This window comes from Halomonas caseinilytica (assembly GCF_001662305.1).
Classification (GTDB): domain Bacteria; phylum Pseudomonadota; class Gammaproteobacteria; order Pseudomonadales; family Halomonadaceae; genus Halomonas; species Halomonas caseinilytica.
In genome coordinates, this window is record NZ_BDEP01000016.1 from 1 (window position 1) to 24,239 (window position 24,239).

The following is a 24,239-nucleotide window of genomic DNA, read 5'->3' on the forward strand; positions in this document are numbered from 1 at the left end:
GTGTGGATGACGCTGACGCCTGCGCCCTGAAGGGGCTGTGTTCGGTGGCGCGGGGCTGGAGACAAGGCCCTGCCCATCGGGCCGATGGTGTGTGGTGCCTCAGTCTCCGGAGGCGATGGCTTTGCGTCTACACTGAGTCAGACAGGGAGAAAGATGTCCTGCTCCCGGAAGGAGCCTCACGGGCCGGCGACCCATCCGGCCACCGGCCGCTGTCCGACGGCTAAAGAGAGGGTTCCATTATGTCCCGCCAAGACTGGCGTCTCGAAGGAGACTGGCTCAAGAACTGCAATTGCGCCTTTGGCTGTCCCTGTGACTTCCAGGCGCCTCCCACCGAGGGGGAATGCCAGGGTTTCCTGGGCATGCGCATCACCTCCGGCCATTTCGGCGATACACGCCTCGACGGCCTGGGGTTCTTCGTGGTGGTGAAGTTCCCGGGGCCGCTGCATGAGGGTAACGGGGATGCTCAGGTGTTGATCGACGAACGCGCCAGCCCTAACCAGCTGGAGGCGCTGTCCGAGATTCTTTCCGGGGCGCATTCCGACGAAGGCACGCTCTTCCATATCTTCAGCCTGATCGTGGCTCGGCTGCACGATCCCGTCGTCGCGCCGATCGAGTTCGAATTCGACCTGGCCGGGCGCACGGCTCGCATCGAAATTCCCGGTGCGCTGAGTTCCCGGGTGGCGCCGATCCGCAATCCCGTGACCGATGAGCCTCATCGCATCCGGGTCGTGATGCCGGAAGGCTTCGAGCATCTCGAGGGTGAGGTGGCCTCGGCGGATATCGAGAGTACCGGTGAGCTGGCCTTCACGACCCAAGGGTCTCACAGCACCTTGGCTCATGTGATCCAGACGCCTCAGGGAGTCGTCGCCTAGAGGGTCGCGACATGGAAGCGAACCCGCTTGAGCGGCTGTTACGCCACGATCGGCGCTGGGTGCTCGGCGGTCTGTGCCTGGTCATCGTTCTGTGCTGGGCTTACTTGATCACCGAGGCTGCCCTGATGGCGCGTGGCGGGAGCCTGCTGATGCCCATGACGGGGGGTGCCTGGTCGCTCCTCGATGCGGGGCTGATGTTGTTGATGTGGGCCTTGATGATGGCGGCGATGATGCTGCCCAGTGCCGCCCCCATGCTTCTGCTGCATGCCACTATGACCCGGCGGCGTCGCGCCCGTGGAGAGGCTGCCGCGGCGACGGGCTTCTTCGCTGCCGGTTATCTGATCGTCTGGATGCTGTTCAGCCTGGCAGCGGTGCTGCTGCAGTACGGATTGCAGCGGGCGGCACTGCTGTCGCCGATGCTGGCGCTCACCAGCCAGGGCGTGGCGGGGCTGGTGCTGATCGGTGCCGGGCTCTACCAGTGGTCGCCGCTCAAGGAGGCTTGTCTGCGCCATTGCCGTTCACCGCTGGAGTTTGTGCTCACCCGGTGGCGCGAGGGCAGGCGGGGCGCCCTGCTGATGGGATGGCACCACGGCGCCTATTGTCTCGGCTGCTGCTGGGTGCTGATGCTGCTGCTGTTCGTCGGCGGCGTCATGAGCCTGCTCTGGATTGCCGGGCTGGCGCTCTGGGTGCTGGTCGAGAAGCTGGCGCCGGCCGGGCACTGGCTGGGACGACTCCTGGGCGGCGTGCTGGTGATCTGGGGCGGAGTGGTTCTATGGTCGGTCCTGACCTGAGGCGTTCCCCATGGATGGGGACTCATCCGCCCTGCTGGCGCGAGATCAGCGCCACGTGATCGAGGAACAGCCGGAACAGTTGCGACTGGCTGGAGACCTCGAGGCGCTGGTAGAGATGCTTGCGGTGGACCTTGACGGTGCCGTCGCTGATGCCCAGCTCGCGGGCCGCCGACTTGGTGGAGTGGCCGGCCAGCAGCAGGCGCACGATTTGCCGTTCGCGTGTCGTCAAGCTCTCCTGGCCGAAGCTGTCGAAGGCCTCTTCCACCGGTTCCCGTTCGTCGAGACACTGGTGGAAGCGGTGCTCCTGCCATTTCCAGTACTCGCCGAGCAGGACCTCCAGCACCGGCGCGATGTGCCGCAACGCCAGCAGGTCCCGGCGGGTGACCCGGGGAGCGTCTTCGCGAAACCCGAGCGACACCACCATGACCACGTCGGTATCGACCCTGGCGAACAGGCCGATCTCGTCGGTGAGTCCCAGGGTGCGGTAATAGTGATGATAGTAGTCGCTGCTCTCGAAGCGGTCCGGCGCCAGTTCGCGCAGGCGGTACGCGCCACTCTCCAGGCCGTCGTACACGGCCTTGAAGAAGGGATCCAGCAGGTAGGCCTGGCTCAGATAGCGTTCGATGCCCTGTTCGCGGCACGTCGGCGGGTAATTGTCGTGAATCAGTAGTGGCCGCCGTTGTCCCTTGTAGGTGTTGATCAGGATGGTGTCGAAACCGACCAGTTCGCGCAGTGTCTGTTCCAGCAGGCTCGGAAAGCCGCTGCCGGCGGCGGCCTGGAACAGGCGGGCCAGCTGACGGTGCCAGGTCAGGCTGGTGGCATTGGCGAGATGCTCGGTAGGGGTCACGAGAATAACCGTGCTGTTGGAGGACGAAACGCTCCCGGCAGCATATCACGGCGACGTTCGGTGAGCCGCCTTGCAATGCGGGGTGGCTAAGCGGCGCCCGGCACCGCATCATGATGGGGCCGAATGCGTAAAAGGGGAGGATCGACGACACCATGCTGGAGTTTCTGCAGGGAGCGGCCTATGGCCTGTTCCTCACTTGCCCGCCGTGGTGCCTGGTCGGCCTGGTGAAGCCCGAACTGGCATTGCCCGTCGAGCATCCGCAGCGCTGGCGTGTGCTGGTGCGCTACGGCGCCGTGCTGCCCTTCATCAGTCTGTTGATGTGGCTGACATCGCTATGGGGCGGCTTCGGTCCCAGCCTTTGGGGCTGGCTGGCGGGCCTGGTCGCCATTGCCGTCGAGCTGCCCCTGGAGCGCCGTTGGCGCCGCTGGCGCTCGCGTCGTCAGCAGCGACGGCACGAGGCAGCGTTGCGGCGCGAGCGTGCACGTTCCGAGGCCGGTGTCGTCGAGCTCGAGCCGTCTCGCCCGCCGCTTGGCGCCGACGAGATTGTTCGGGCCCTGTGTCGCGTCAAGGGCGAGCTGCTGGATGTCGATCGGTCCGAACTGGCGTCCCGAGTCGACCGCCTGCATGGCCGCTATCGGCACGTGAATGAAATACTGGAAGCGCGTTTCGAGCCTGGGGAGCTGGCCTTCGAGCGAGCGCGTTCGTTGATCGAGCAGGTCAGCCTGGGGGCGGTGGACGATTTCGACGCCATGGTCGATCGGGCGAAGGGGATTCGTGGCATGGATGTCGACTATGTACGCCGTCGACTCGCCAAGGATGCCACGCGCCTGTCCGCCGAAGAGACCGAGGCCCTGCGGCGGCGGCTGGCGCTGATCGAGGAGACCGAGATTGCCTTGCGCCGTCTCGCGGCTCGCAACGAGGCGGCCCTGACGGCGCTCGACGATGCCGCGGTGAGGCTGTCCCGGGTGGTCACGGGCCGGCCCAAGGCAGCGCTGGGCGCGGAGCGCGCTTGCGACGAACTGCGGCGTTTCATCGAAGGCGCCGAACGTTATGGGCAGACGCCGCGCTCGTCTGACTGAGCAAGGTGCCTGGCTGACAAGGGAGAAACGCCATGACTGACGCCTCCGCGGATAAACCGGGCAGCCGCCTGTCGCTGCCGCCGGTGGAGCGCATTGCCGAGGAGCTGGAACGGGACGGGGCGGACCATCGAGAGCCCCTGGATCCCGAGCTCGAGGCGACGGCCGAGGCCTTCGTCGAGGAGATCCTGGGGGACAACGCCGGTGCCGCCGCCGAGCAGCGCCGGGCGGTGGACGAAATGGGACTGGACCTTCAGCGTCAGGCCGCCCATCAGAGCGAGATGCTCAAGACGCCACTGCACCAGCTGGCCCGTGAAGGCGAGGATGGCGGGCCGGTGGCCAAGGCGCTGGGCGAGTTGCGAGGCCGAATGAACTCGCTGGACCCGCGTCACCATCGCCTGGAGCCGGGGCCGCTGGACCGGCTGCGCCGCTTCATCCCGGGCATGGGCACTCGCTTGCAACGTTATTTCCAGCGCTTCGAGACGGCCCAGCAAGCGCTCGATGCCATCATTGCCGACCTGGAAGGCGGTCGGGACCGGCTGGCGCGCGACAACATCACCCTGAATGACGACCAGCAGGCCCTGCGCGAGACGCTCGATCAACTGGAGCGCCAGGTCGCCCTGGGGCGGGCGATCGACTCACGCCTGGAAAGCGCCTTGCCGGAACTCGATGAGCAGCGGCGTGGTTTCGTCGAGGAAGAACTGCTGTTCCCCCTGCGTCAGCGAATCCTCGATCTCCAGCAGCAGCAGGCGGTCAGCCAGCAGGGCGTGCTGGCCCTCGAGGTGATCATCCGCAACAATCGCGAGTTGATGCGGGGCGTGGATCGGGCGATCAACGTCACCGTCTCGGCGCTCAGCGTGGCGGCGACGGTGGCCCTGGCGCTGGCCAATCAGCGGTTGGTGCTGGAACGCATCGAGTCGCTCAATGCCGCCACCTCCGAGACCATCGCCGGCACCGCCGAGGCCCTGAAGCGCCAGGGCGTGGACATCCAGACCCGGGCGTCTTCGGCGACGCTGGACATGCAGTCGCTGGAACGCGCCTTTGGCGATGTCATGGGCGCGATCGACGACCTGGCGCACTATCGCCGCGATGCCTTGCCCCAGCTGGCGTCGCAGATCGAGCGGCTGGAAGGTCTGGCCCAGCGGGGGCGTTCGGCAACCGAGCGTCTGGATCGGGGCGAGTCGGCCAGCGACGAGACGCGTTAGGCGTCTGGCTCACTTGAAGCGAGAACTCGCCTTTTTCCACGCGTCCCGCAAGTGTTCCCAGGCCTCGTCAGCCCCCAGGCGCATGTCATCCCAGGCTTCCTCGCTCGAGGCCTGAAGCTCGTCGAGCCGGCGACGTGCCTCGTCGCGGCGCGCCTTCAGGCGGTCGATGTCTTCCTGATGGCGCTCGCGGGTCTGCTCGCCGGCCTGGCGCGCCCGCGCGGCCAGCGCCTCGATCTCGGCATTCCATTCGGCGAGGCTGTCCTTGAGGCGCTCGATAAAGGCGTCACGTTGATTCATGGGGTCCTCCGTCGGGCGTTGACTTCTTCATCTTGACGATCCCGAAGGTCGCCATGAGTTCCCTGAGCATGGCACGTTGCGCGCCAGGCCTGCTATCTTGAGCCTTTCTCGACAGGGATGCCCTCATGAGCGTAACGACCGCCGATGCCGCTGCGAAGCCCTGGGCCTCGCGCAAGGAGATCCTCGGCTGGGCAATGTTCGATTTCGCCAACCAGGCCTATACCCTGCTGATCATCACGGTGGTGTTCGGCGAGCTGTTCACCACGGTGATCGTCGGGGATCGTGGCGATGACTATCGACTGGCCAACTTCCTGTGGAGCCTGGCGCTGGCGATCAGCTATCTGATGGTGGTGATCACCGGCCCGCTGTGTGGCGCCGTGATGGACTATCGGGCCGACAAGAAACGGTTTCTGTTCGCCAGCTATCTGGCCACCATCGGGGCCACCGCCATGCTCTACTTCGTGGCGCCCGGCTACGTGGTGCTGGGGCTGGTGCTGATCGTGGTGTCCAACTATGCCTATTCGATGGGCGAGTCCTTCATCGCCGCCTTCCTGCCCGACCTGGGGCCGCCGGAAGCACTGGGCCGCATCTCGGGCTTCGGCTGGGCGCTGGGCTATGTGGGCGGGCTCTTCGCCGCCGGCTTCACGCTGGTAGCGCTGGGCGAGGCCACCGCCGCTAACTTCGACCGGATACGCTGGGTAGGGCCCTTCGCCGCCGCCTTCTTCCTTTTCGCCGCCATTCCCACCTTCCTGTGGCTGCGCGAGCGCGGCACGCCGCAACCGCCGGGGCTGCCCTATCATCGGATCGCCTGGCAGCGGGTCTCCACGACCCTGCACGAGCTGCGGCGGTTTCGCGACCTGGGCTTGTTTCTGGTCTCTCTGCTGTTCTCCATGGCCGGTGTCTACATCATCATCGCCTTCGCCTTCATCTACGGGGCCCAGGTGATCGGCTGGGACGCCGCGATCCGCAATGTCATGTTCATCATCGTCCAGATCACCGCGGCCGCCGGTGCCCTGGGCTTCGGCGCCATCCAGGATCGCATCGGCACCCGGGTGACCTATCTGATCACCCTGGCACTATGGGTCGCGGCGATCCTGGCGATCTGGGCCACGCCCGAACTTACCGCCTGGCTCAACGCGCACCTCGGTCTCGGTTGGGAGGCACAGCACCTCTTTCTGGTGGTTGGCTGCCTGGCGGGCCTCAGCCTCGGCTCGAGCCAGTCTGCCAGCCGTGCCCTGGTAGGCCTGTTCTCGCCACGCCGCAAGGCCGCCGAGTTCTTCGGCTTCTGGGGGCTGGCCAACAAGCTGGCCGGCGTCGTCGGCATCATCGGCCTGGGCCTGCTGCAGTCGGTAGTCGGCCTGCAGGCCTCGATCCTGCTGTGCGCGGCGCTGTTCATCATCGCCATTGTGATCTGCCTGGGCGTGAGCCAGACGCGCGGCATGCAGGCCGCCAGAGACTGGGAAGCCCGTAATGGCGGGTAACCCCTTTATCGGGGGCGCTCGAGCGAGAAGCGGTCGGTGGTGCGGCTGTAGTCGGCACCGGCGAGGCGGCCGATGGGGCGCAGCGCCTCGATGTTCACGTGGTGGCCATCCCAGACGTCGGCGTCGGCATGCACCACCACGACCTCGGCCAGCACGAGATTGCCCGAGCGCGGGCGGTCGCCGAAGCGAATCACATCGCGTACTCGGCAGCCGAAGGCCAGCGGTGCTTCGCTGATGCGCGGAACCTGCAATCCCGGCATGGCGGTCTTGGTCAGGCCGGCATGCAGGAACTCGTCATCGCCGCGGGGCAGGCTGGCGCTGGTGGCATTGAGCGGCTCGGCCAGTGCTTCTCCGCCGATGTGCACCACACATTCCGCCACCTCGTCGAGATTGTGCAGGGTATCCTTGGCCGCGCCCTGGCCGTCCAGCAATGGCGAGAAGGCCAGCACGGGCGGGTCGACGCTGGCCACGTTGAAGAACGAGAAGGGGGCGAGGTTGGCGTTGCCGGCTGAGTCCAGGGTCGAGACCCAGGCGATGGGACGCGGCGCGATGGCGCCCGAGAACAATCGGTAGAGGAGGTCGGCGCCGAGTTCGCTGGCCTTCCGGGTAGCTGACATGTCGGTCTCCGCGGCGGTGGAAAGCCCTCATCCCAGCATGGGCCACGCCCCGGGTCCAGTGTCATAGTGGTGGGGGCGCTCATCGTGTCGGGGTGGCAAGGGCCGAGGAGGAATCGTGGGGAACGAGCGACGTGAGGTGAGGCGATTCGGTCTCGGCATGATGCTGTTGTTCTGGGCGCTGTTGCTGGGTCTCGGCACCTGGTGGCTGCAGGGCATGCTGGAGCGCCGTGAGAATCCGAATGCCCATCTGGTCAATGTCGAAGCCGGCGAAACGCTGACGCTCGAGCGCAACGCCTCGGGGCATTTCGTCGCCACCGGGCGCATCAATGGCGAGCCGGTGCCCTTCCTGCTGGATACCGGCGCCACCTTCGTGGCGGTGTCCGGCTCTCTGGCCGAGCGACTCGACCTGGAGCGTCAGGGCGAGGCCTGGTTCTCCACGGCCAATGGTCGGGCGCGAGGCCATCTGACCACTCTCGACACGGTCAGCCTGGGTGGCCTGACCGCGCAGGAGGTTCGCGGCTCCATCAGCAACGGATTGGCGGGCGACAGGGCCCTGCTGGGCATGAGCTACCTGGGGCGCTTCGATATTGCGATCAGCGGAGACCGACTGACCCTGCGGGTGCCGGCCGACGTCTCCTCGGAATAGAGCCGGTCGTGGTGAGCCTGTTATGCTGTACGTATGAACAGCATCTCCTCCACTGAACGCGTCTCGGCATCCCTCGATGACCCGCGCTACTACCTGAGCAACTTCCAGTTCGTGCTGGACTGGGTCGCCGCGCGGCACGATGACCTGCTGGACGACGCCGAGCGGGCCTTCCTCGCGACCTTTCCCCGGCTGCCGGTGGCGTCCCGAGCCTTGCTGGTGCGCATGGTGATGCGTCGCGGCGAGGTCTTTCGGCACTCGCGTCTTGAGTACGCCGAGATCGGTGCGCTGGAGCCGGCCCTGTCGCCGCTGCTGGAAGCTGGCTTCGTCGAGGACGATCCCGAGTGCGATGTCGGGGAACTATTTCGCCAGTTGCGACTGCCCGAACTGCGTCAGGCATTGGCCGGGGAGATCGCGGCTGCCGGGCTGTCGCGCTCGCAGGGGAAGGCGGTGTTGCGAGAGGCGCTGGAACCTCACCTGACCCGGTCGCGGCCGTTGACCGAGTGGTGGCCCGAGGCGCCGGATCGCCTGGTGCGTCTGGCGGTGATGCCGCTGTGCGACCGTCTGCGCCTGATGTTCTTCGGTAATATGCGCCAGGACTGGTCGGAATTCGTGCTGGCCGAGTTGGGCGTGCAGCGCTTCGAGACGGTGCCCTTCGATGCCGGCTCGCGGGCGTTCGGTTGCCGGGAGGAAGTCGATGATTACCTTGCCCTTCATCGGTTGCGCGAGCGCCTCGACGAGGGCGAGTGTCCGCTGGAGCTCGGGAAGCGTCTCGACGAGGCGCCGCCGCGCAACGCCTGGCTGGCGAGTCGGCGGGCGCGCTTGCTGGTGCGCCTGGGGCGGGAAGCCGAGCGCCGGGGAAATGTGGATGCGGCCCTGTCGTACTTTGAACGGGCTGGGGAGGGCGAGGGGCGCATTCGTCGGCTGCGCCTGCTGGAACGGCGTGGCGAGCACGCGCTTGCGCATGCCCTGCTCGAGCGGGCGGTTCCGGTCGGCGAGCACGAGGCCCAAGCCCTGTCGCGCCTTCGACCGAGGCTGTGTCGCCGGCTCGGGTTGACGCCGCCAGGCCGGAAGCCGGAAGTGCCCTCCGAACGCTTTGATCTGGCGTTGTCGCCCCACGCCAGCGGAGTGGAGCTGGCCGTGGCCGAGCATCTGGCCGGGCCCGAGGCGCCGGTCCATTTCGTGGAAAACGCCCTGATCTGCGGGTTGTTCGGCCTGCTGTGCTGGGACGCGATCTTCGCGCCATTGCCCGGCGCCTTCTTCCATCCCTTCCAGGTCGGGCCGGCAGACCTGGGGCGCGAGGACTTCGTGGCACGCCGCCGCGACCGGTTCGACGCCTGCCTGGCCGAGCTGGACGACGGGCGGTATCGCCGTAGCATCCTCGACCGCTGGCAGTCCAAGCACGGGCTGGCCGCGACCTTCGTCCATTGGGAGCGGCTATCGCGGCCGCTGGTCGAGCTCGCTCTGGCGCGCCTGCCGCCCACGCACCTGCGGGCCTGCTTCGAGCGGCTGCTGGCCGATCCCATGGCAAACCGTTCCGGGCTGCCCGACCTGATCCAGTTCCTGCCGGATGGCGAAGCGCCGGGCTATCGGTTGATCGAGGTCAAGGGGCTGGGGGATCGTCTGCAGGACAATCAACGCCGCTGGCTACGCTTCTTCCAGGCGGAGGACATGCCGGCGGCGGTGTGTCATGTAACGTGGCGGGAGGCGCCATGACGACGGGCGAGGGATATCGAGTGGCGGTGCGTGCGCTGTGCGAGTTCACCGCCCGTCAGGGCGATCTGGATCATCGGTTCACGCCCGCACCCAGCGCTCGCGAAGGCATCGAGGGGCATGCCCGGGTGGTCGCCCGCCGGGCGGCGGGCTATCGGGCCGAGGTGGCTGTCTCGGGACGCCTGGAGGGCTTGGTCGTCGCTGGGCGTGCCGACGGCTTCGACCCGCACCTTCGGCGAGTCGAGGAGATCAAGACCCACCGTGGTGATCTGGCCCGCATGGGGGACAATCAGCGCGCCCTGCATTGGGCGCAGGTCTCGGTCTATGGTGCCTTGTTGTGCGAGGCCGAGGGGCTGACACGGGTGACCCTGGCGCTGGTCTACCTGGATATTGTCACCGGCACTGAAACGGTGCTGACCCGAGACGCCGAGGCCGGCGAGCTTCTCGGCTTCCTGGCGGGATTGTGCCGGCGCTTCCGGGCGTGGGCGGAGCGCGAGGCGAAGCATCGCGCGCGGCGTGACACGGCACTCGCTGGTCTCGCCTTTCCCCACGACGACTTTCGGCCCGGGCAGCGCGGGCTCGCCGAGGATGTCTACCGGGCGGCGGCGAGCGGCCGTTGCCTGTTGGTCGAGGCGCCCACCGGTATCGGCAAGACCCTGGGCGCGCTGTACCCCACCCTGAAGGCCATGCCACGTCGCCACATCGACCGGCTGGCCTTTCTGACCATGAAGACACCGGGGCGGCGGCTGGCGCTGGATGCCCTGTCGTCGCTCGGTGCCGACACCAGGGATGAGACGCGCCTGCCACTGCGGGTTCTGGAACTGGTGGCCCGGGACAAGGCCTGCGAGTATCCGGACCGTGCCTGCCATGGCGAATCCTGTCCGCTGGCCCGCGGATTCTATGATCGACTGCCCGAGGCACGTCAGACCGCGGTCGAACGTGGCTGGCTGGACCGCGAGAGCCTGCGTGAGCTGGCGCTGGAGCACCAGGTCTGCCCCTACTATCTGGGCCAGGAACTGGCGCGCTGGTGCGATGTGCTGGTCGGCGACGTCAATCACTACTTCGATGACGGCGCCTTGCTGCATGGCCTCGCCCAGGCCGACGACTGGCGGCTGGCGCTGCTGGTGGACGAAGCTCACAACCTGGTGGAACGGGCAAGGGGCATGTACAGCGCAGGCCTGTCCCAGCAGCGGCTCAATCGGTTGCATCGCGAGGCGCCACCGGCGCTGAAGCGCCCGCTGGGGCGCTTGGTACGGCGCTGGCGAGAACTGCTGCGCGACATGCCGGAGACCGAATGGCAGGCCCTGGCCACGATGCCCGACGGCTGGCTCGGTGTCCTGCAGCGAACGGTTTCGGCGGTCGGCGACTATCTGGCCGAGCACCCCGAGGGAGGCGATCCGGCCCTGCGCGACTTTCTGTTCGAGGCATTGGCCTTCGCTCGACTGGCAGAGCGTTTCGGCGATCATTCCCTCTGCGAGCTCCGTCGGCGCGGTCGTGGCCAGGCAGAGCTCGGGATTCGCAACCTGGTGCCGGCGGATTTCCTGGCGCCGCGTTTCGCCTCGGCATACGCGACGATACTGTTCTCCGCGACGCTGAGTCCGCCCGAGTATCATTGCGACCTGCTGGGCTTGCCGGCCGACAGCGTGGTGCGTCGGGTTCCGTCTCCCTTCGATGCCGAACAGCTGGAAGTGCGTTGCCGCGCCGATATCTCGACTCGCCTCAAGGATCGTGAGGCATCCCTGGGGCCGATCGTCGAGGAGCTGGCGGCCCAGTACCGTCGATGGCCGGGACATTACCTGGCCTTCTTCAGCAGCTTTGCCTATCTCGAGTCGGCCCGGGCGCGGCTCGAAGCCGAGCACCCGAAGATACCGGTGAGAGCCCAGCGGCGTGGCATGAGCGAGCCGGAGCGCGAGGCCTTTCTGGCCGACTTCGCGCCCGGCGGCAGTGGCATTGCCTTCGCGGTGCTTGGCGGCGCCTTCGCCGAGGGTATCGACCTGCCGGGCGAACGCTTGGTGGGGGCTTTTGTCGTCACCCTGGGGCTACCGCCCCTGGACCCGATCAACGAAGCGCTCAAGCATCGGCTTCAGGCCCGCTTTGGACGCGGGGACGATTATGCCTATCGGGTGCCCGGGATGATCAAGGTCGTGCAGGCCGCCGGGCGGGTGATTCGCGGCCCCGGTGACCGGGGCGTGGTGGTGCTGATGGACGACCGCTTCGCGCGGCGGGAGAATCGGGCGCTGTTGCCGGATTGGTGGCAGGTCTAGCTGGTGGGCTACGACCTGCCAGCATACTGCTCGTCTTATATCCCTTACCTCTTACCCCTTCAATGATGCGTATCCGGTGTATTGGTGCTTGGCGCTGGCGCTTCGGTGACCACGTCTTCGTCGGCTTCGAACAATTCTTCCAGTTCCTTGGCGGCCTGCTGCGCGGTCTGGATCTGCTGAGCCTCGTCGCCGAAGGTTTCCAGTTGGCGCATCAGGGTGGTCGTGTCGTGGTGGCGGAAGGTGTCCACGGTGTGCTGTGCACGCTGGCGGTCGATACCGAGTGCGACCAGCACTTCCCGGGTCAACTCGAGGCTGGCCGGCAGCAGGTCGCGGACGATGTCCTGGACGCCTGCGCGCATCAGCAGTTGGGCGTGATGGCGATTGCGGGCGCGGGCGAACAGCCGCAGCTGCGGGAAGCGGCGCTGGACGCGCTGGACGATGCGCAGCGATGCCTCGACATCGGAGATGGCGATCACCAGAATGCGGGCCCGGTCGGCGCCGGCGGCTTCCAGCAGGTCGAGCCGAGAGGCGTCGCCGAAGTAGATCTCGTTGCCGTAGCGGCGCACGAAGGCAACGTGCTCGGCATTGATGTCGAGGATGGTGTAGGGAATGTTCAGCCCCTGCAGCGTGCGTCCGATGACCTGACCAAAGCGGCCGAACCCGGCGATGATGATCTGTGGCGAGGTATCGGCGGGGCGGTCGTATTCGCGCTTCGGCGCGGGTGGTGCGAAGCGTGGCCGCACCACTCGGACATGAAGCTGGAAGAGTATCGGCGTGGCGGCCATCGACAGCGAGACGACTAGGACCAGCAGCCCGACCAGGTCGGGAGCCAGCAGGGTCGCGGCACCGGCGGCGGTAAGCAGGACGAAGGCGAATTCGCCACCCTGGGAGAGCAGCACGCCGAGATTCAGGGCATCCCGCCAGTCGGTACCGTAGGCACGGGCGGTGATCACCACGCTCGTCCACTTGGCTGCCAGCAGCAGCGCTGTGAGGCCCAGCACCAGGCCGGGACGTTCGGTCAGCAGGCCGATCTGGGCGGTCATGCCGACGGCCATGAAGAACAGCCCTAGCAATAGGCCGCGGAACGGTTCGATATCGGCCTCGATGCTGTGCCGGTACTCCGAATCGGCCAGCAGCACACCGGCAATGAAGGCGCCGAGCGCCATGGACAGGCCGGCCAGTTCCATCGACAGGGCCGCGCCGATCACGACCAGCAGCGAGGTGCCGGCGAACACCTCTCGGCTGCGGGTGGCTGCGGCAAAGCGGAAAAGCGGCCGCAGCAGGTAGCGCCCTCCGACGATCAGGGCGATGAAGGCGCCAGCGCCGACCAGGGCGTCGCGCAGCATGTTGTCCCAGCCGACTGCCATGGCGGCACCGCCGGCCAGCAAGGGAATGGCGGCCAGCACCGGGATGGCGGCCATGTCCTGAAACAGCAGCAGGGCGAAGCCGAGACGCCCATGGCGTGTGGTCAGTTCTCCCTTCTCGCCGAGCAACTGGAGCACCAGGGGCGTGGAGCACAGCCCCAGGCTGAAGCCTGCCACCAGGGCGGCGATTGGCGACAGTCCCAGCATCAGGGCAAGACCGCCCAGCACCAGGCTGGTGATCAGCATCTGCAGGCCACCGAACCCGAATACCGGCTTGCGCATCAGCTTCAGGCGAGCCGGCTTGAGTTCCAGTCCGATGACAAACAGCAGGAAGACGATACCGACCTCGGAGAACTGCAGTACCGCCTCGGCATCGGGCACCAGGCCCAGCACCGAAGGGCCGATGACGACGCCGGCGATCAGATAGCCGAGGACCTCGCCGAGCCCGAGGCGCTTGACCATTGGCACGATCAACACGGCGGCGGCGAGGAAGATCAGGCAGTTGTAGAACAGGTCGATGGCCACGCGGTCACTCCGTTGATGGGCAAGCACTCAATGTCGGTCCCGGGGCTCGCCACGCTCGCACTTGCGACATGTCAGGGCGAGACCGAGCCGTGAGCGCCGTCCGTGTTCGGTCAGTACCCAGGGGCGTTCGGTCCAGGGTGGTTGATGCCGGACATGCTGGTCATGGCCGCAGGCGAGCTCGGCCACCCAATGGCCCTCCTCGTCGCGATGATAGCCGATGATCGCCTGTTGCATCCGGTGGCTCGTGAAGCATCAGGCCGCCGGAACGCCGGCACGGGGCAGTACCACGTCCCGGGTCAGGGGCGCCAGCGGCAATGTGGCGGCGTCGTCGGGCGAGACCCAGCGCAATTCGGCGATTTCCGCGGCAGCGCGGGGTGGGCCGTCCAGCTCGACACGAAACAGGTGGGCGCACAGCCAGTGGCCGGGCTCGTTGGCTGCCAGGGCGGTGAACTCGCCGAGTGGCTCGAGATGGCGCAGGCGGCACCCCAGTTCCTCGAACACTTCCCGCGACAAGGCATCGGCCGGCGACTCCTGTGGTTCGATCTTGCCTCCGGCTTGCATGAAGGCGGTGGTGTCACGCTTGCGGACCAGCAGCAGTCGCCCACTTTCATCCTCGATCAGGGCGGCGGCGATATGCAGGGTGGGCGCGGTGGCGGCTGACATGGCGAACTCCAGGGATGACGATCGCGCCATTCTATCATCGTCGATCGTCATGGCGGGCGTCGTAGAGGCTCAGGTGCGAGACGACGAGGTCTTCGATGGTGGCCAGGGTGTCGGTATCGAAGGTCTCGAGGGAAAGGCGCCGCAGCAAGGGCTCCCGGGCGATCAGAAAGAACACGATCTGGCCGACCAGGGTGTGGGTCTCGAGGGCGGTGACCGGGTCGTCGGCGGCGCGTCCGGTGAGGCGGGCGATCAGGTGGCTCAATGTCGCCTGGACCACGCCGAAGGCCTGGTTCTGCAGGATATCGAAGGCTTCGCTGGGATGCAGCTGTTCGCGCATCACCATCAACAGCCAGTGGCGGCATTCGGTGTCGGTGGCAAAGGTGCGCACCATGCGCCGCACGATGGCTTCGAGGGTCGCGCGGGCGGTCTCGCGGTCGTCGGGCACGGTGATTGGCTCGTGGATGTCCAGGCGTTCGCGCAGGGCACCGGCGATGTAGCGTGCCGCGGCAAGGTAGAGACCGTGCTTGTTGTCGAAGTAATAGGCGATGGAGCCGATATTGGCCTGCGCCTCGTCGGCCAGCATGCGGGTGGTGGTGACCTTGTAGCCGTGTTCGCCGAACAACCGGATGCCGGCCTGGATCAGGCGGTTGCGGGTCGAGTCTTCGGTGGGCATGGCTCAGGTGGCTCCGTTGCGTTCGGTCGTGTCGATGCCGAAGAAAAGGGTGTAGAGCACCGGCACGACGCCGAGGCTCATGATGGTACCGACCCCCAGTCCGAAGGCCATGGCGGCCGCCATGCCGTAGAACAGCGGGTCATGGCCGATGATCAACGGCAGAAAGCCCAGTACCGTGGTGATCGCCGACATCAGGATTGGCCTGAGTCGACGCGCCGAGGCGCGCACCACGGCATCGCGGGCAGAGGTCTCGGGAGCCAGGGTCCGGCGTTCGATGTCGATGCGGTCGATCAGCACGATGGCGTTGTTGATGATGATGCCGGCCAGACTGTAGAGGCCTAGCATCACCATGAAGCCGAAGTCGGCCCGGGTGGCCAGCAGTCCCAGTGCCACGCCGACGATCACCAGCGGAATGGTGGCGACGATCAACAGGGGGCGCTTGAAGGAGTTGAATTGGGCCACCAGCAGAATGAAGATCAGGCCGAGACACAATGGCAGGTTGGCTTGTAGCGCTGCCTGGCCTTCTGCCGATTCCTTGACCACACCATCGAACTCGATCCAGTGACCGGGTGGCAACTCATCCTCGAGCGCTCGCAGGGCCGGCTCGACCCGGGACACCATGTCCTCGGCGGTGAAGTGGCGGTTGCGCCCCTCGATGGTGATGGTGCGTACCAGGTTCTCGCGGTCGATCCGGTAATAGCCGTTGTCCAGGCGCACGTCGGCGATCTGGTTCAGGAGGACGCCCTCGCCGGCGGCTTCCACGGGATAGACCGTCAGAGATTCGAGGCGCTCGATGCTGGCGCGCTGCCGTTCGTCGTAGCGCATCATCACCGGGATGATGTCGTCGCCTTCGCGGTAGTGGCTGAGGTGGTAGCCGTCGATGGCGCCGCTCAGCGACTGGGCGACGTCCTCGGAGGTAATGCCGGCGTTGCGTGCCCGGGCCTGGTCGACGTCGATGGTCAGCGAGGGGATACGTGCTTCCCAACTCTGGCGAATGTCCAGGGCGCCCTCGACGCCGGCGAGGATGGATTCCACCCTCTTGGCCGCGCTGAACAGGGTCTCTCGGTCCGGTCCCTTGACCTGCACCTGCAGCAGGGAGCTGTCGGAGGGGCCGAGGAACATCCGGGTGACCTGGGGCGAGATGTCCGGGTAGTGAGTGGCCAGGTAGTGACGTGTGTCGTGGATCACATCATCGACACGGTCACGGTCGGCCACGTTGAGCACCATGAAGCCCTTGTTGGGCGCCGGGTCGATGGGCGTCAGCGAGAGAACGAAACGCGGGCCGCCGAAGCCCGAGTAGGCGGCGACGCTGGTGAGGTCGTCACGCAGCGAGGGGGCCTCGAGCAAGGCCTCGCTCAGCTCGCTGACGCGCCGGTCGGTAGCGTTGGCGGCGATGTCGGAGGGGAAGTCGATGGTCACCAGGACCTGGCTGCGGTCCGAGTCGGGAAAGAACTTCTGGGGCACCAGTTGCATCATCGCCACGCCGCCCACCATGGCAAGCCCCATGATGACCAGAAAGATCGCACGGTGATGCAGCACGCGCCGCAGCAGCCGGGCGTAGCGTTCCGACATCCAGCGGAACAATCGGTCGGAGAGGCTCGGGGCGGTGTCGTCGCGGGCGACGCTCGGCAGCTTGAGAAACCGGTGGCACAGGGCCGGGGTGACCGTCAGCGACAGGAACCAGGAGCTGAGCAGGGTGATGGCGATGACGATCGAGATCGAGCGGGTGTACTCGCCGGCAACATGCTCGGCGAGCATCAGCGGCAGGAAGACCAGGATGGTGGTCAGGGTCGAGGAAAATAACGGCATGGCCAGCTCGCCGCCGGTCTCGGACAGTGCCTGATCGCGGGTGGCTCCGGCCTCCAGGCGCGTCTTGAAGTCTTCGGCGATGACGATGGCATTGTCCACCAGCAGCCCCAGGGCGATCACCAGGGTGGCCAGGCTGGCACGCTGCAGGGTCATCTCGGTCAGGCCCATGATGGCCAGGGTGACCAGCATTACCGCGGGAATGATCGAGCCGACGATCAGGCCGGTGCGCAGGCCGAGAAACAGCACTACCACGGCGAGCACGATGACCAGTGTCTGCATGACACTGGACGTGACCCCGTAGACGGCGTTGGCGACCTGTTCGGGCTGGAAGGTCATGATGTCGAGGTCGTAGCCCGCCGGCAGCGTCTCGCGCAATTCGTCCAGACGTGCCTCGATGGAGTGGCCGTAGTCGAGCACGCTCTCGCCCTCGAGCATGGAGATCGCGAAGACGATGGCCGGCTTGCCGTTGAAGTAGGCGGTGCGGTTGGCGGGGTCCTCGTAGCCGCGCTGGATCTCGCCCAGGTCGCGCAGTCTCAGGGTGCCGCCCTCGGGTAGCTGGATCTCGGTGTTGCCCAGGGCGTCGAGGCTCTTGAATTCGCCGGTCACTTCCAGGGCCAGGCGTTGCTCGCCGCTGTCCAGCACGCCGCCGGGCGGGTAGATGTTGCGTCCCTGGATCTGGCTGGCCAGCTCGGAGGGCGACAGGTCGAGTTCGGCGAGGCGTGCCTCGGCGATGTCGATGAAGACACGCTGCTCCTGAACGCCGAGCAGTTCGACCTGCTTGGTGCCTTCGACACCGTACAGGGCGGCGCGGATGTGCTCGGCGATCTCCTGCTGATCGGCCTGGGGAAAGTCGTCGGCGGTCAGTGCCGCGGTGACGACCGCGACATCGCCGAAGTCATCGTTGATGACCGGGTCCTGGGTGCCCTCGGGCAGCTTCGGGGTTGCCGCTTCGACCTTCTTGCGCAACTCGTCCCAGATTTGCTCGAGATTGAAGTAACGGTCCTTGATTTCCACATGCAGGATCGAGCGGCCACGCATGGATGTCGAGCGGATGCGTTCCACCTCGCCGATGGCACGGATGCTCTCTTCCAGGGGTTTGCTGATGTTCTGCTCCACCTGTTCCGCCGGCAGGCCCGGATAGGCGGTGGTCACCAGCGCCTCGCGGATGGTGATCTCCGGGTCTTCCCGAGCAGGCATGGCGAAATAGCTGAAGATGCCGTAGAGCATGGCCACCACGGTGGCCAGGTAGAGAACGGGACGGCGTCGATGGGCGAGCTGGCTGAGGTTCATGGAGGCCCTGGTCATGGTCGCATCAGTTATAGCGTTCCGGACCCTGGCCAAGCAGGCTCACGGTCTGGCCCGGATCGACGAATTCGGTGCCCCTGGCGACGATCCGGTCGCCCGGGGCCAACTCGCCGCGCACCTTGGCGTGCCCCTCGCCGATGTCGACCACCGCCACCTCGACGCTTTCCAGGCGCTCGTCCTCGTCGATGCGCAGGACGTGAGTGCGTTGATCGTCGTCATAGACCAGGGCGGTAAGGGGAATGGGCAGAACGGAGGCGTCGCGAGCGGAACCGGCCAGCGATAGCTCGACCTCGGCGGTCATGCCGGCGTGTATCCCCTTGGGTGGCTCATCCAGGGCCAGGATGACGGGATAGTTGTTGGACGAGCGAGGCTGGGTGCCCAGCTGGGTGAGCGTGGCCGGGGCCGTGATGCCGCCCAGGGCGGGGAAGCTGACCTTGTGGTTGGAGCCGGTCGAGAGGGCATCGATGAGGGTCTCGGGCACACTGGTTTCCACCTCGAAGCCTTCTCGGTCGGAGATGACCTCGAGAATGGCCTGGTTAGCGGCGACCCGCTCCGATGGCTCGGCCTGGCGCGCGCTGACCGAGCCATCGAAGGGCGCGGTCAAGGTCGTCTGCGCGAGATCGCGCTCGGCAAGCTCCAGGGCGGCGACCGCCGAGGCGTGGCGTGATTCGGCGGTGTCCAGCCCCGCTCGGGCAGTATCAAGCTGTGTATCGCTGACGTAGCCCTTCTCGGCGAGGCTCGATTGGCGCTGGTAGTCCTGGCGCTTCTCGATCAAGGAGGCCTCGGCCTCGCGTGCCTCGGCGCGACGCTGCTGTGCCACTAGACGATAGCGCTCGTCATCGAGGGTCGCCAGGGGCTCGCCAGCATTGAAAGGGTCGCCCACGTCGACCGCGACACGCTCTAGCTTGCCGGCGATCTCGAAGCTCAAGGTAGTGTGTTCGGCGGCCTTGACCCGGCCCGAAAGGCGGCTGATGTCGGTGGCGTTGCCGGCCTGGACCACGTGACTGTCCACCACGGTCGGTATCTCGGTGGCGGATGAAGTGTCCGGTGAACAACCGGTCAGCAGCAAGGCGAGACCGGCGAGTCCGCACAGGAGCGTGGCAAGGGCCGACGGTCGATGCGTGGGGGGCATGGTAGCGATCCTCGAGAGTGAAACGGTCAAACGCCGTCAAGGCGGCCGACGTCTCGAGGTAGTGTATTAATCAAATGATTAAATCGCAAGAAACAAAAGACTGCGGAAGTCCCCGCCAGACTCCGGTCGTTATCTCGGGGCGTCGGTATGTCAGCTGTCTTCCAGCTTCCGGTAGTGCCCAGGCACCGTGACACGGTCGCCATTGGGGGTTTGGCGCACGTGCGTGGGGACGTAGACGCGCTTGATGACGCTCTTGCGCTCACTCATGAGAACCTCCTTGCTTGCCATCAACGCCATGCTTCGACCGTACATTAGCCATAAAAGCGGGTGAGAATCAATATTGTTCTGAAAAAATGGACGGTACGTTGCTCGAAAGGGCATGGCACTCGTTCATGGATTGTTGGTGATGTCTGGATGCTGCTGTCAGACAGCATGAATTATCTTGTCGGTGAGGCCTTCTAGACTCGTTACCGTCATTGTTCGGTATAGAAAGGAGGCTTCATGGTGGATCGTACGCTTGACGGCAAGGTGGTCCTGATCGCTGGCGGCGCCAAGAACCTGGGAGGCCTGCTGGCGCGGGATCTCGCGGAAAACGGGGCCGGTGCGGTGGCCATTCACTACAACAGCGATGGCACGCGCCAGGCCGCCGAGGAAACCCGGGAGGCGGTCCAGGCGCTGGGCGCCGACGCTGAGCTGTTCCAGGGCGATCTGACCCGCGCCGATAACGTCACTTCGCTCTTCGATGCGGTGTCCAGCCGGTTCGGCAAGGTGGATATTGCCATCAACACCGTGGGCATGGTTCTCAAGAAGCCGATGCTGGAGATCAGCGAATCCGAGTACGACGCCATGTTCGATATCAACGCGAAGAGTGCCTTCTTCTTTCTCAAGGAGGCCGGTCGCGTGCTCGAGGATCACGGCAAGATCGTGACGCTGGTGACCTCGCTGCTCGGCGCTTTCACGCCCTACTATTCCACCTATGCCGGTGGCAAGGCGCCGGTGGAGCATTTCACGCGCGCGGCGGCCCAGGAGTTCGGCGGGCGCGGCATCTCGGTGACGGCTGTCGGTCCGGGGCCCATGGATACGCCCTTCTTCTATGGCCAGGAGGGGGAGGATGCCGTGGCCTTCCACAAGAGTGCCGCTGCCCTGTCGGCGTTCAGCAAGACGGGGCTGACGGATATCGAGGATGTGGTGCCGTTGATCCGTCACCTGGTGACCGATGGCTGGTGGATGACCGGCCAGACCTTGCTGACCAACGGCGGCTATACCACCAAGTGAGTGGCAAGCGGCCGGGCCGGGAGGTCCGGCCGCGGTGTTTCTCTCTGCCCCTTCGGTACGTCTGACAGGATTCAACGACTAGGCTGGGAGAGGTGAGGTTGGCCTTCAGGGAGGACAGATGCGCACCTTGTTGATCCTGTTGATAGGCATCGTGGCCGTATGGCTGCTCGTCCGATACTGCCCGTCGGCACACCGGCGTCCAGCGGTGGTGGCGTTCGCGCTGGTCTGGCTGGTGGCCTGTGGCTGGAATCTCGCCATCGGCCTCTCTCATGGCTATGCACTCGGTGAGGAGCTGGCGATTCATGCCGTGCTGTTCGGCATTCCTGTCGGGCTGGCATGGTGGCGTCTCTGGCGTCGTGTGCCGCCCTCGGCTTGAGACGCCTCCTTGCCGACGTGTGTCATGGTCGTTTTCGCAACGAGCAGGAGTCCGCATGACATCGGAACGTCCCCATCCGCTGATGCGACCTCGTGACGGACACGAGGCCGCCGTCAGCTATGTCGAACTGTTGTTCGACCTGATCTACGTCTTTGCCATCATCCAGGTCTCGCACTTCCTGCTGGATAACCTGAGCCTGCTGGGCGCGGCCCAGGCGCTGTTGCTGTGGTTCGCGGTCTGGCTGGGCTGGCAGTACAGCGGCTGGATGACCAACTGGTTCGACCCGGACACCACGCCCATCCGGCTGGTGCTGTTCGTCACCATGGCCCTGGCCTTGATGATGGCGGCAGCGCTGCCGGAGGCGTTCAGTGAGCGGGGCCTGATATTCGCCGGTTGTTTTGCAGCGATGCAGGTGGGGCGGTCGCTGTTTATCCTGTGGAGCCTCAAGGGGCATGGCCTCGCGGACTTGACGGCGAACTATCAGCGTATCCTGGGCTGGGCATGCATCGGTGCCGTGTTCTGGCTGGCTGGCGGCCTGGCGGAGGGGACGACACGTCTCATCCTGTGGGCGCTGGCAGTGGCGTGCGAGTATGTCTCGCCCATGTTCGGCTTCCGCCTGCCGGGGCTCGGCCGGTCATACACGCGGCACTGGACCATCGAGGGCGGCCATCTGATCGAGCGTTGCGCGCTGTTCATGATCATCGCGCTGGGCGAGACGATCCTGATCACCGGCGCCACTCTGGCGGGGGCCGGCGACTGGCGCCTCGGCACCCTGCTGGCTTTCGGCGTGGCCTTCCTGGAAACCGTGGCCATGTGGTGGGTGTATTTCCGCATCGCCATTCGCGATGCCTCCCGGGTGATCACTGAATCCGACGATCCCGGCCGGATCGGTGCCTATTTCCACTATGTCCATGTCATCATTCTGGGCAGCGTGATTCTCTGCGCGGTTGGCAGCGAGCTGGTGATCGCCCATCCCGTCGGGCACCTGACGGCCACGGTGACGAGCGTGCTGCTGGCCGGCCCGATGGCGTTCCTGGCGGGCATGGCGATCTACAAGTTCGTCGTCTATGGACGGCCACCGTTGTCGCATCTGGTCGGGCTGGTGTTGATGCCCGCACTGCTGCTGCCCCTGACGGCATCCCACAGTGCGCTGCTGATGCAGGGGGGCAGCGCCATGCTGTTGTTGGGCGTGGGGTGCTGGGAAATGCTGTCGCGTCAGGGCGTGCTGCGGATCTGACCGCCATGGATAGAATCGATCAGTGGCAGGCCTTCATCAGGGTGGCAGAGATGGGCAGCTTCACTCGGGCCGCCGCGGCGCTGGCCTGGCCTCGGGCGACCGTGTCGCTTGCCGTGCGGCGTCTCGAGGAAACGCTCGGTGTGCGGCTGCTGCACCGCACGACGCGCAAGGTGCGGCTGACGCCGGACGGTGAACGTTTCCTGCAGCGAGCCAGGACCCTGGTGGCGGAAGCGGAAGAGCTCGAACGCTTGTTCCGGCTACCGAGCGAGGAAGTGTCGGGGAGGCTGGTCGTCGATGTGCCGAGCCGCGTGGCCAGGCGACTCGTCGCGCCGGCGCTGGGGCAGTTGCTGGAACGGTATCCGCGCTTGCAGGTGGTGCTGGGGGCCTCGGATCGCCATGTCGATCTGGTGGCCGAGGGGGTCGATTGTGTCGTGCGTTTCGGTCCTCTGCAGGACAGTGATCTGGTCGCGCGCCGGCTGGGTCGGGTCGCCCTGGTCAACTGCGCCAGTCCCGACTATCTGAGACGCCACGGCATGCCGCGCCAGGTCGACGACCTTGCCGCGGGGCATCTCATGGTGGGCTACGCCTCGCCGCATAGTGGGCGCGAGCAGGGCTTCGAGGTGGTCGAGCATGGACAGGTTCGGGATATCGAGCTGGCAAGTCGGGTCGTAGTCAACAACGCCGAGAACTACATCGCCTGCTGCCGAGCCGGGCTCGGTCTCATCCAGGTGCCGCGCTTCGATATCGATGACTTGCTGCAAAGCGGCGAGCTGGTCGAAGTGTTACCCCAGCACCGGGCCGATGGCATGGAGGTCTCGCTGCTGTATCCGCATCGTCGGCACCGCGCGGTGCGTGTCGATGTCTTCATGGACTGGTTCGCTGCCATGATGGCGCCGTATCTCGAGACCTCCCTGCCGCGCGGCTAGTTGGCCTCCCGTTCCAGTAGGGCTCGCTTGCGTTCGACGCCCCAGCGATAGCCGGAGAGCTCGCCGTCCTGGCGTACGATCCGATGGCAGGGAATCGCCACGGCCAAGGGGTTGGCCGCGCAGGCTCGAGCGACGGCTCGGGCGGCGGAGGGCGAGCCGATGCGCTCGGCAATCTCGGCGTAGCTTGCAGTGGTGCCGGCGGGAATCTCGCGCAGGGCCTGCCAGACGCGTTGCTGGAACGCCGTGCCGCGAATGTCCAGGGGCAGTTCGGTGCCCAGGGTGGGATCGTCGATCAGGCCGATCACCCGAGCAACCCAGTCCTCGAAGTCATCCGCGCCGGCACAGAGCTTGGCCTGTGGAAAGCGGTCCTGGAGGTCGCGGGCCAGGCTGTCGGGATCGTCGCCCAGCAGGATGGCGCAGATGCCGCGCGGGCTGCATGCCACCAGCACCGCCCCCAGCGAACATTCGCCGACGGCGAAGCGGATGACGGTGTCCGGGCCGCCGCGCTGGTAGGTCGTCGGCGTCATGCCGAGCATGGCATCGGCGTTTTCGTAGAAGCGGCCGCTGGAGCGGAATCCGGCGCCATGGATAGCCTGGGTGATGTCCATGCCCGGATCGCTCAACGCTTCGCGTACCCGGCGTGCCTGGTGCGCCCTGGCATAGGCTCGAGGCGTGAGGCCGGTGACGGCCTTGAAGCGATGGTGCAGGTAGGAAGGGCTCAAGCCGACCCGTTCCGCAAGCTCGAGCAGCCCGAGCGGCTCGTCGGCCTGCTCGATGATCCGGCAGACCCGCTCGACGAGTGCGGTGACCGGGGTGTTGGCCGAAGCGGCGTTCGGCGCACAACGCTTGCAGGGGCGATAGCCCGCCGCTTCGGCGTCTTGCGGGCTGTCGTGGAAGGAGACGTTTTCCGGTTTTGCCCGGCGCGATGGACAGGAGGGGCGGCAATAGACGCCGGTGGTCAGCACCGCGTAGACGAAGCGGCCGTCTGCCGAGGCGTCGCGTTGCACGACCGCCTGCCAGCGGCGGTCGCGTTCGGTGTCGATGGGACGCTGTGGTGCCATGATGAGATTCATCCCGGTGTCCTTTCATTGTGGGCCATGTGTCGAGTAAAGGACACCGGGAAGGGTGGCGCACTCCGCTGCTGGCTT

The 24,239-nt window shown here is 66.2% G+C and carries 22 protein-coding genes; 12 read left to right on the plus strand and 10 right to left on the minus strand.

What is annotated here, in order from left to right; all coding sequences use genetic code 11:
• Window positions 1-239: 239 nt before the first annotated feature.
• Window positions 240-872: a DUF1326 domain-containing protein gene (locus A9O65_RS10060; RefSeq protein WP_064699762.1), complete on the plus strand. Its 633-nt coding sequence runs from the start codon at window positions 240-242 to the stop codon at window positions 870-872.
• Window positions 873-883: 11 nt separating this feature from the next.
• Window positions 884-1,663, plus strand: coding sequence for a DUF2182 domain-containing protein (locus A9O65_RS10065; RefSeq protein WP_064702062.1), 780 nt, complete (start codon window positions 884-886; stop codon window positions 1,661-1,663).
• 22 nt (window positions 1,664-1,685) lie between these two features.
• On the opposite strand, the gene A9O65_RS10070 is transcribed toward A9O65_RS10065, so the two are convergent.
• Window positions 1,686-2,510, minus strand: coding sequence for a helix-turn-helix domain-containing protein (locus A9O65_RS10070; protein WP_064702063.1), 825 nt, complete (start codon window positions 2,508-2,510; stop codon window positions 1,686-1,688).
• A 152-nt stretch (window positions 2,511-2,662) separates the two neighbouring features.
• Between A9O65_RS10070 and A9O65_RS10075 the strand changes: the two genes are divergently transcribed.
• Together A9O65_RS10075 and A9O65_RS10080 are read left to right on the plus strand one after the other, a co-directional pair.
• Window positions 2,663-3,589 (plus strand): hypothetical protein, encoded by a 927-nt coding sequence (locus tag A9O65_RS10075; RefSeq protein WP_064699759.1) that lies wholly within the window; start codon window positions 2,663-2,665, stop codon window positions 3,587-3,589.
• A gap of 32 nt (window positions 3,590-3,621) precedes the next feature.
• A complete protein-coding gene (locus A9O65_RS10080; protein WP_064699758.1) occupies window positions 3,622-4,791 on the plus strand; it encodes a toxic anion resistance protein in 1,170 nt (389 codons plus the stop codon).
• Between the two features lie 9 nt (window positions 4,792-4,800).
• Here the strand turns inward: A9O65_RS10080 and A9O65_RS10085 are convergent, their stop codons facing one another.
• Window positions 4,801-5,088 (minus strand): sll1863 family stress response protein, encoded by a 288-nt coding sequence (locus A9O65_RS10085; RefSeq protein ID WP_064702064.1) that lies wholly within the window; start codon window positions 5,086-5,088, stop codon window positions 4,801-4,803.
• 125 nt (window positions 5,089-5,213) lie between these two features.
• Here A9O65_RS10085 and A9O65_RS10090 point away from each other — a divergent pair, with 125 nt between their 5' ends.
• Window positions 5,214-6,569: an MFS transporter gene (locus tag A9O65_RS10090; protein WP_064702065.1), complete on the plus strand. Its 1,356-nt coding sequence runs from the start codon at window positions 5,214-5,216 to the stop codon at window positions 6,567-6,569.
• Between the two features lie 5 nt (window positions 6,570-6,574).
• Here the strand turns inward: A9O65_RS10090 and A9O65_RS10095 are convergent, their stop codons facing one another.
• Window positions 6,575-7,186 carry a flavin reductase family protein gene (locus A9O65_RS10095; RefSeq protein ID WP_064702066.1) on the minus strand — a complete coding sequence of 204 codons (612 nt, stop codon included), beginning with the start codon at window positions 7,184-7,186 and terminating at the stop codon, window positions 6,575-6,577.
• Window positions 7,187-7,301: 115 nt separating this feature from the next.
• Here A9O65_RS10095 and A9O65_RS10100 point away from each other — a divergent pair, with 115 nt between their 5' ends.
• From A9O65_RS10100 to A9O65_RS10110, 3 genes are read left to right on the plus strand one after another with little or no spacing between them, the layout of a single operon-like run.
• The gene (locus tag A9O65_RS10100; protein ID WP_082920162.1) at window positions 7,302-7,832 is read left to right on the plus strand and encodes a retropepsin-like aspartic protease family protein; all 531 of its coding nucleotides are present in this window, start codon (window positions 7,302-7,304) and stop codon (window positions 7,830-7,832) included.
• 33 nt (window positions 7,833-7,865) lie between these two features.
• Complete coding sequence (locus A9O65_RS10105; protein WP_064702068.1) at window positions 7,866-9,545, plus strand: VRR-NUC domain-containing protein; 1,680 nt, start codon at window positions 7,866-7,868, stop codon at window positions 9,543-9,545.
• Window positions 9,542-11,806: an ATP-dependent DNA helicase gene (locus tag A9O65_RS10110; protein ID WP_064702069.1), complete on the plus strand. Its 2,265-nt coding sequence runs from the start codon at window positions 9,542-9,544 to the stop codon at window positions 11,804-11,806. The genes A9O65_RS10105 and A9O65_RS10110 overlap by 4 nt, the downstream gene beginning before the upstream one ends.
• Before the next feature lie 59 nt (window positions 11,807-11,865).
• Here the strand turns inward: A9O65_RS10110 and A9O65_RS10115 are convergent, their stop codons facing one another.
• Genes A9O65_RS10115 through A9O65_RS10140 form a run of 6 tightly spaced genes read right to left on the minus strand, consistent with a single transcriptional unit; the run spans window position 11,866 to window position 19,277 of the window.
• A complete protein-coding gene (locus A9O65_RS10115; RefSeq protein WP_064702070.1) occupies window positions 11,866-13,695 on the minus strand; it encodes a monovalent cation:proton antiporter-2 (CPA2) family protein in 1,830 nt (609 codons plus the stop codon).
• A gap of 27 nt (window positions 13,696-13,722) precedes the next feature.
• Window positions 13,723-13,929 carry a DUF3565 domain-containing protein gene (locus A9O65_RS10120; RefSeq protein WP_064699751.1) on the minus strand — a complete coding sequence of 69 codons (207 nt, stop codon included), beginning with the start codon at window positions 13,927-13,929 and terminating at the stop codon, window positions 13,723-13,725.
• Window positions 13,930-13,947: 18 nt separating this feature from the next.
• A complete protein-coding gene (locus A9O65_RS10125) occupies window positions 13,948-14,358 on the minus strand; it encodes an NUDIX hydrolase (RefSeq protein WP_064702071.1) in 411 nt (136 codons plus the stop codon).
• A gap of 34 nt (window positions 14,359-14,392) precedes the next feature.
• Entirely contained in the window at window positions 14,393-15,031 is a 639-nt protein-coding gene (locus tag A9O65_RS10130) for a CerR family C-terminal domain-containing protein (RefSeq protein ID WP_064702072.1), read from the minus strand.
• A 3-nt stretch (window positions 15,032-15,034) separates the two neighbouring features.
• On the minus strand, window positions 15,035-18,145 hold the full coding sequence (locus A9O65_RS10135; RefSeq protein WP_254783070.1) for an efflux RND transporter permease subunit: 3,111 nt from the start codon (window positions 18,143-18,145) through the stop codon (window positions 15,035-15,037).
• A gap of 7 nt (window positions 18,146-18,152) precedes the next feature.
• Window positions 18,153-19,277 (minus strand): efflux RND transporter periplasmic adaptor subunit, encoded by a 1,125-nt coding sequence (locus tag A9O65_RS10140; RefSeq protein ID WP_064702073.1) that lies wholly within the window; start codon window positions 19,275-19,277, stop codon window positions 18,153-18,155.
• 501 nt (window positions 19,278-19,778) lie between these two features.
• Here A9O65_RS10140 and A9O65_RS10145 point away from each other — a divergent pair.
• The 4 genes from A9O65_RS10145 (at window position 19,779) to A9O65_RS10160 (ending at window position 23,091) form a co-directional block, all read left to right on the plus strand.
• On the plus strand, window positions 19,779-20,552 hold the full coding sequence (locus A9O65_RS10145) for an SDR family oxidoreductase (protein WP_064699747.1): 774 nt from the start codon (window positions 19,779-19,781) through the stop codon (window positions 20,550-20,552).
• A 118-nt stretch (window positions 20,553-20,670) separates the two neighbouring features.
• Window positions 20,671-20,928 (plus strand): hypothetical protein, encoded by a 258-nt coding sequence (locus A9O65_RS10150; RefSeq protein WP_064699746.1) that lies wholly within the window; start codon window positions 20,671-20,673, stop codon window positions 20,926-20,928.
• A 55-nt stretch (window positions 20,929-20,983) separates the two neighbouring features.
• A complete protein-coding gene (locus A9O65_RS10155) occupies window positions 20,984-22,165 on the plus strand; it encodes a low temperature requirement protein A (protein ID WP_064699745.1) in 1,182 nt (393 codons plus the stop codon).
• 5 nt (window positions 22,166-22,170) lie between these two features.
• Window positions 22,171-23,091, plus strand: coding sequence for a LysR family transcriptional regulator (locus tag A9O65_RS10160; RefSeq protein WP_064699744.1), 921 nt, complete (start codon window positions 22,171-22,173; stop codon window positions 23,089-23,091).
• Here A9O65_RS10160 and ada read toward each other — a convergent pair.
• Complete coding sequence (gene ada, locus A9O65_RS10165) at window positions 23,088-24,164, minus strand: bifunctional DNA-binding transcriptional regulator/O6-methylguanine-DNA methyltransferase Ada (RefSeq protein ID WP_244534425.1); 1,077 nt, start codon at window positions 24,162-24,164, stop codon at window positions 23,088-23,090. The two genes, A9O65_RS10160 and ada, sit on opposite strands and share 4 nt — an antisense overlap.
• Between the last annotated feature and the right edge of the window lie 75 nt (window positions 24,165-24,239).

Excerpts from the sequence above, each read along its gene's own strand:
- A9O65_RS10060 (WP_064699762.1), top strand. The coding sequence starts at position 240 with ATGTCCCGCCAAGACTGGCGTCTCGAAGGAGACTGGCTCAAGAACTGC.
- A9O65_RS10065 (WP_064702062.1), top strand. The coding sequence starts at position 884 with ATGGAAGCGAACCCGCTTGAGCGGCTGTTACGCCACGATCGGCGCTGG.
- A9O65_RS10075 (WP_064699759.1), top strand. The coding sequence starts at position 2,663 with ATGCTGGAGTTTCTGCAGGGAGCGGCCTATGGCCTGTTCCTCACTTGC.
- A9O65_RS10080 (WP_064699758.1), top strand. The coding sequence starts at position 3,622 with ATGACTGACGCCTCCGCGGATAAACCGGGCAGCCGCCTGTCGCTGCCG.
- A9O65_RS10085 (WP_064702064.1), bottom strand. The coding sequence starts at position 5,088 with ATGAATCAACGTGACGCCTTTATCGAGCGCCTCAAGGACAGCCTCGCC.
- A9O65_RS10090 (WP_064702065.1), top strand. The coding sequence starts at position 5,214 with ATGAGCGTAACGACCGCCGATGCCGCTGCGAAGCCCTGGGCCTCGCGC.
- A9O65_RS10095 (WP_064702066.1), bottom strand. The coding sequence starts at position 7,186 with ATGTCAGCTACCCGGAAGGCCAGCGAACTCGGCGCCGACCTCCTCTAC.
- A9O65_RS10105 (WP_064702068.1), top strand. The coding sequence starts at position 7,866 with ATGAACAGCATCTCCTCCACTGAACGCGTCTCGGCATCCCTCGATGAC.
- A9O65_RS10110 (WP_064702069.1), top strand. The coding sequence starts at position 9,542 with ATGACGACGGGCGAGGGATATCGAGTGGCGGTGCGTGCGCTGTGCGAG.
- A9O65_RS10120 (WP_064699751.1), bottom strand. The coding sequence starts at position 13,929 with ATGCAACAGGCGATCATCGGCTATCATCGCGACGAGGAGGGCCATTGG.
- A9O65_RS10125 (WP_064702071.1), bottom strand. The coding sequence starts at position 14,358 with ATGTCAGCCGCCACCGCGCCCACCCTGCATATCGCCGCCGCCCTGATC.
- A9O65_RS10130 (WP_064702072.1), bottom strand. The coding sequence starts at position 15,031 with ATGCCCACCGAAGACTCGACCCGCAACCGCCTGATCCAGGCCGGCATC.
- A9O65_RS10135 (WP_254783070.1), bottom strand. The coding sequence starts at position 18,145 with ATGACCAGGGCCTCCATGAACCTCAGCCAGCTCGCCCATCGACGCCGT.
- A9O65_RS10140 (WP_064702073.1), bottom strand. The coding sequence starts at position 19,277 with ATGCCCCCCACGCATCGACCGTCGGCCCTTGCCACGCTCCTGTGCGGA.
- A9O65_RS10145 (WP_064699747.1), top strand. The coding sequence starts at position 19,779 with ATGGTGGATCGTACGCTTGACGGCAAGGTGGTCCTGATCGCTGGCGGC.
- A9O65_RS10150 (WP_064699746.1), top strand. The coding sequence starts at position 20,671 with ATGCGCACCTTGTTGATCCTGTTGATAGGCATCGTGGCCGTATGGCTG.
- A9O65_RS10155 (WP_064699745.1), top strand. The coding sequence starts at position 20,984 with ATGACATCGGAACGTCCCCATCCGCTGATGCGACCTCGTGACGGACAC.
- A9O65_RS10160 (WP_064699744.1), top strand. The coding sequence starts at position 22,171 with ATGGATAGAATCGATCAGTGGCAGGCCTTCATCAGGGTGGCAGAGATG.
- ada (WP_244534425.1), bottom strand. The coding sequence starts at position 24,164 with ATGAATCTCATCATGGCACCACAGCGTCCCATCGACACCGAACGCGAC.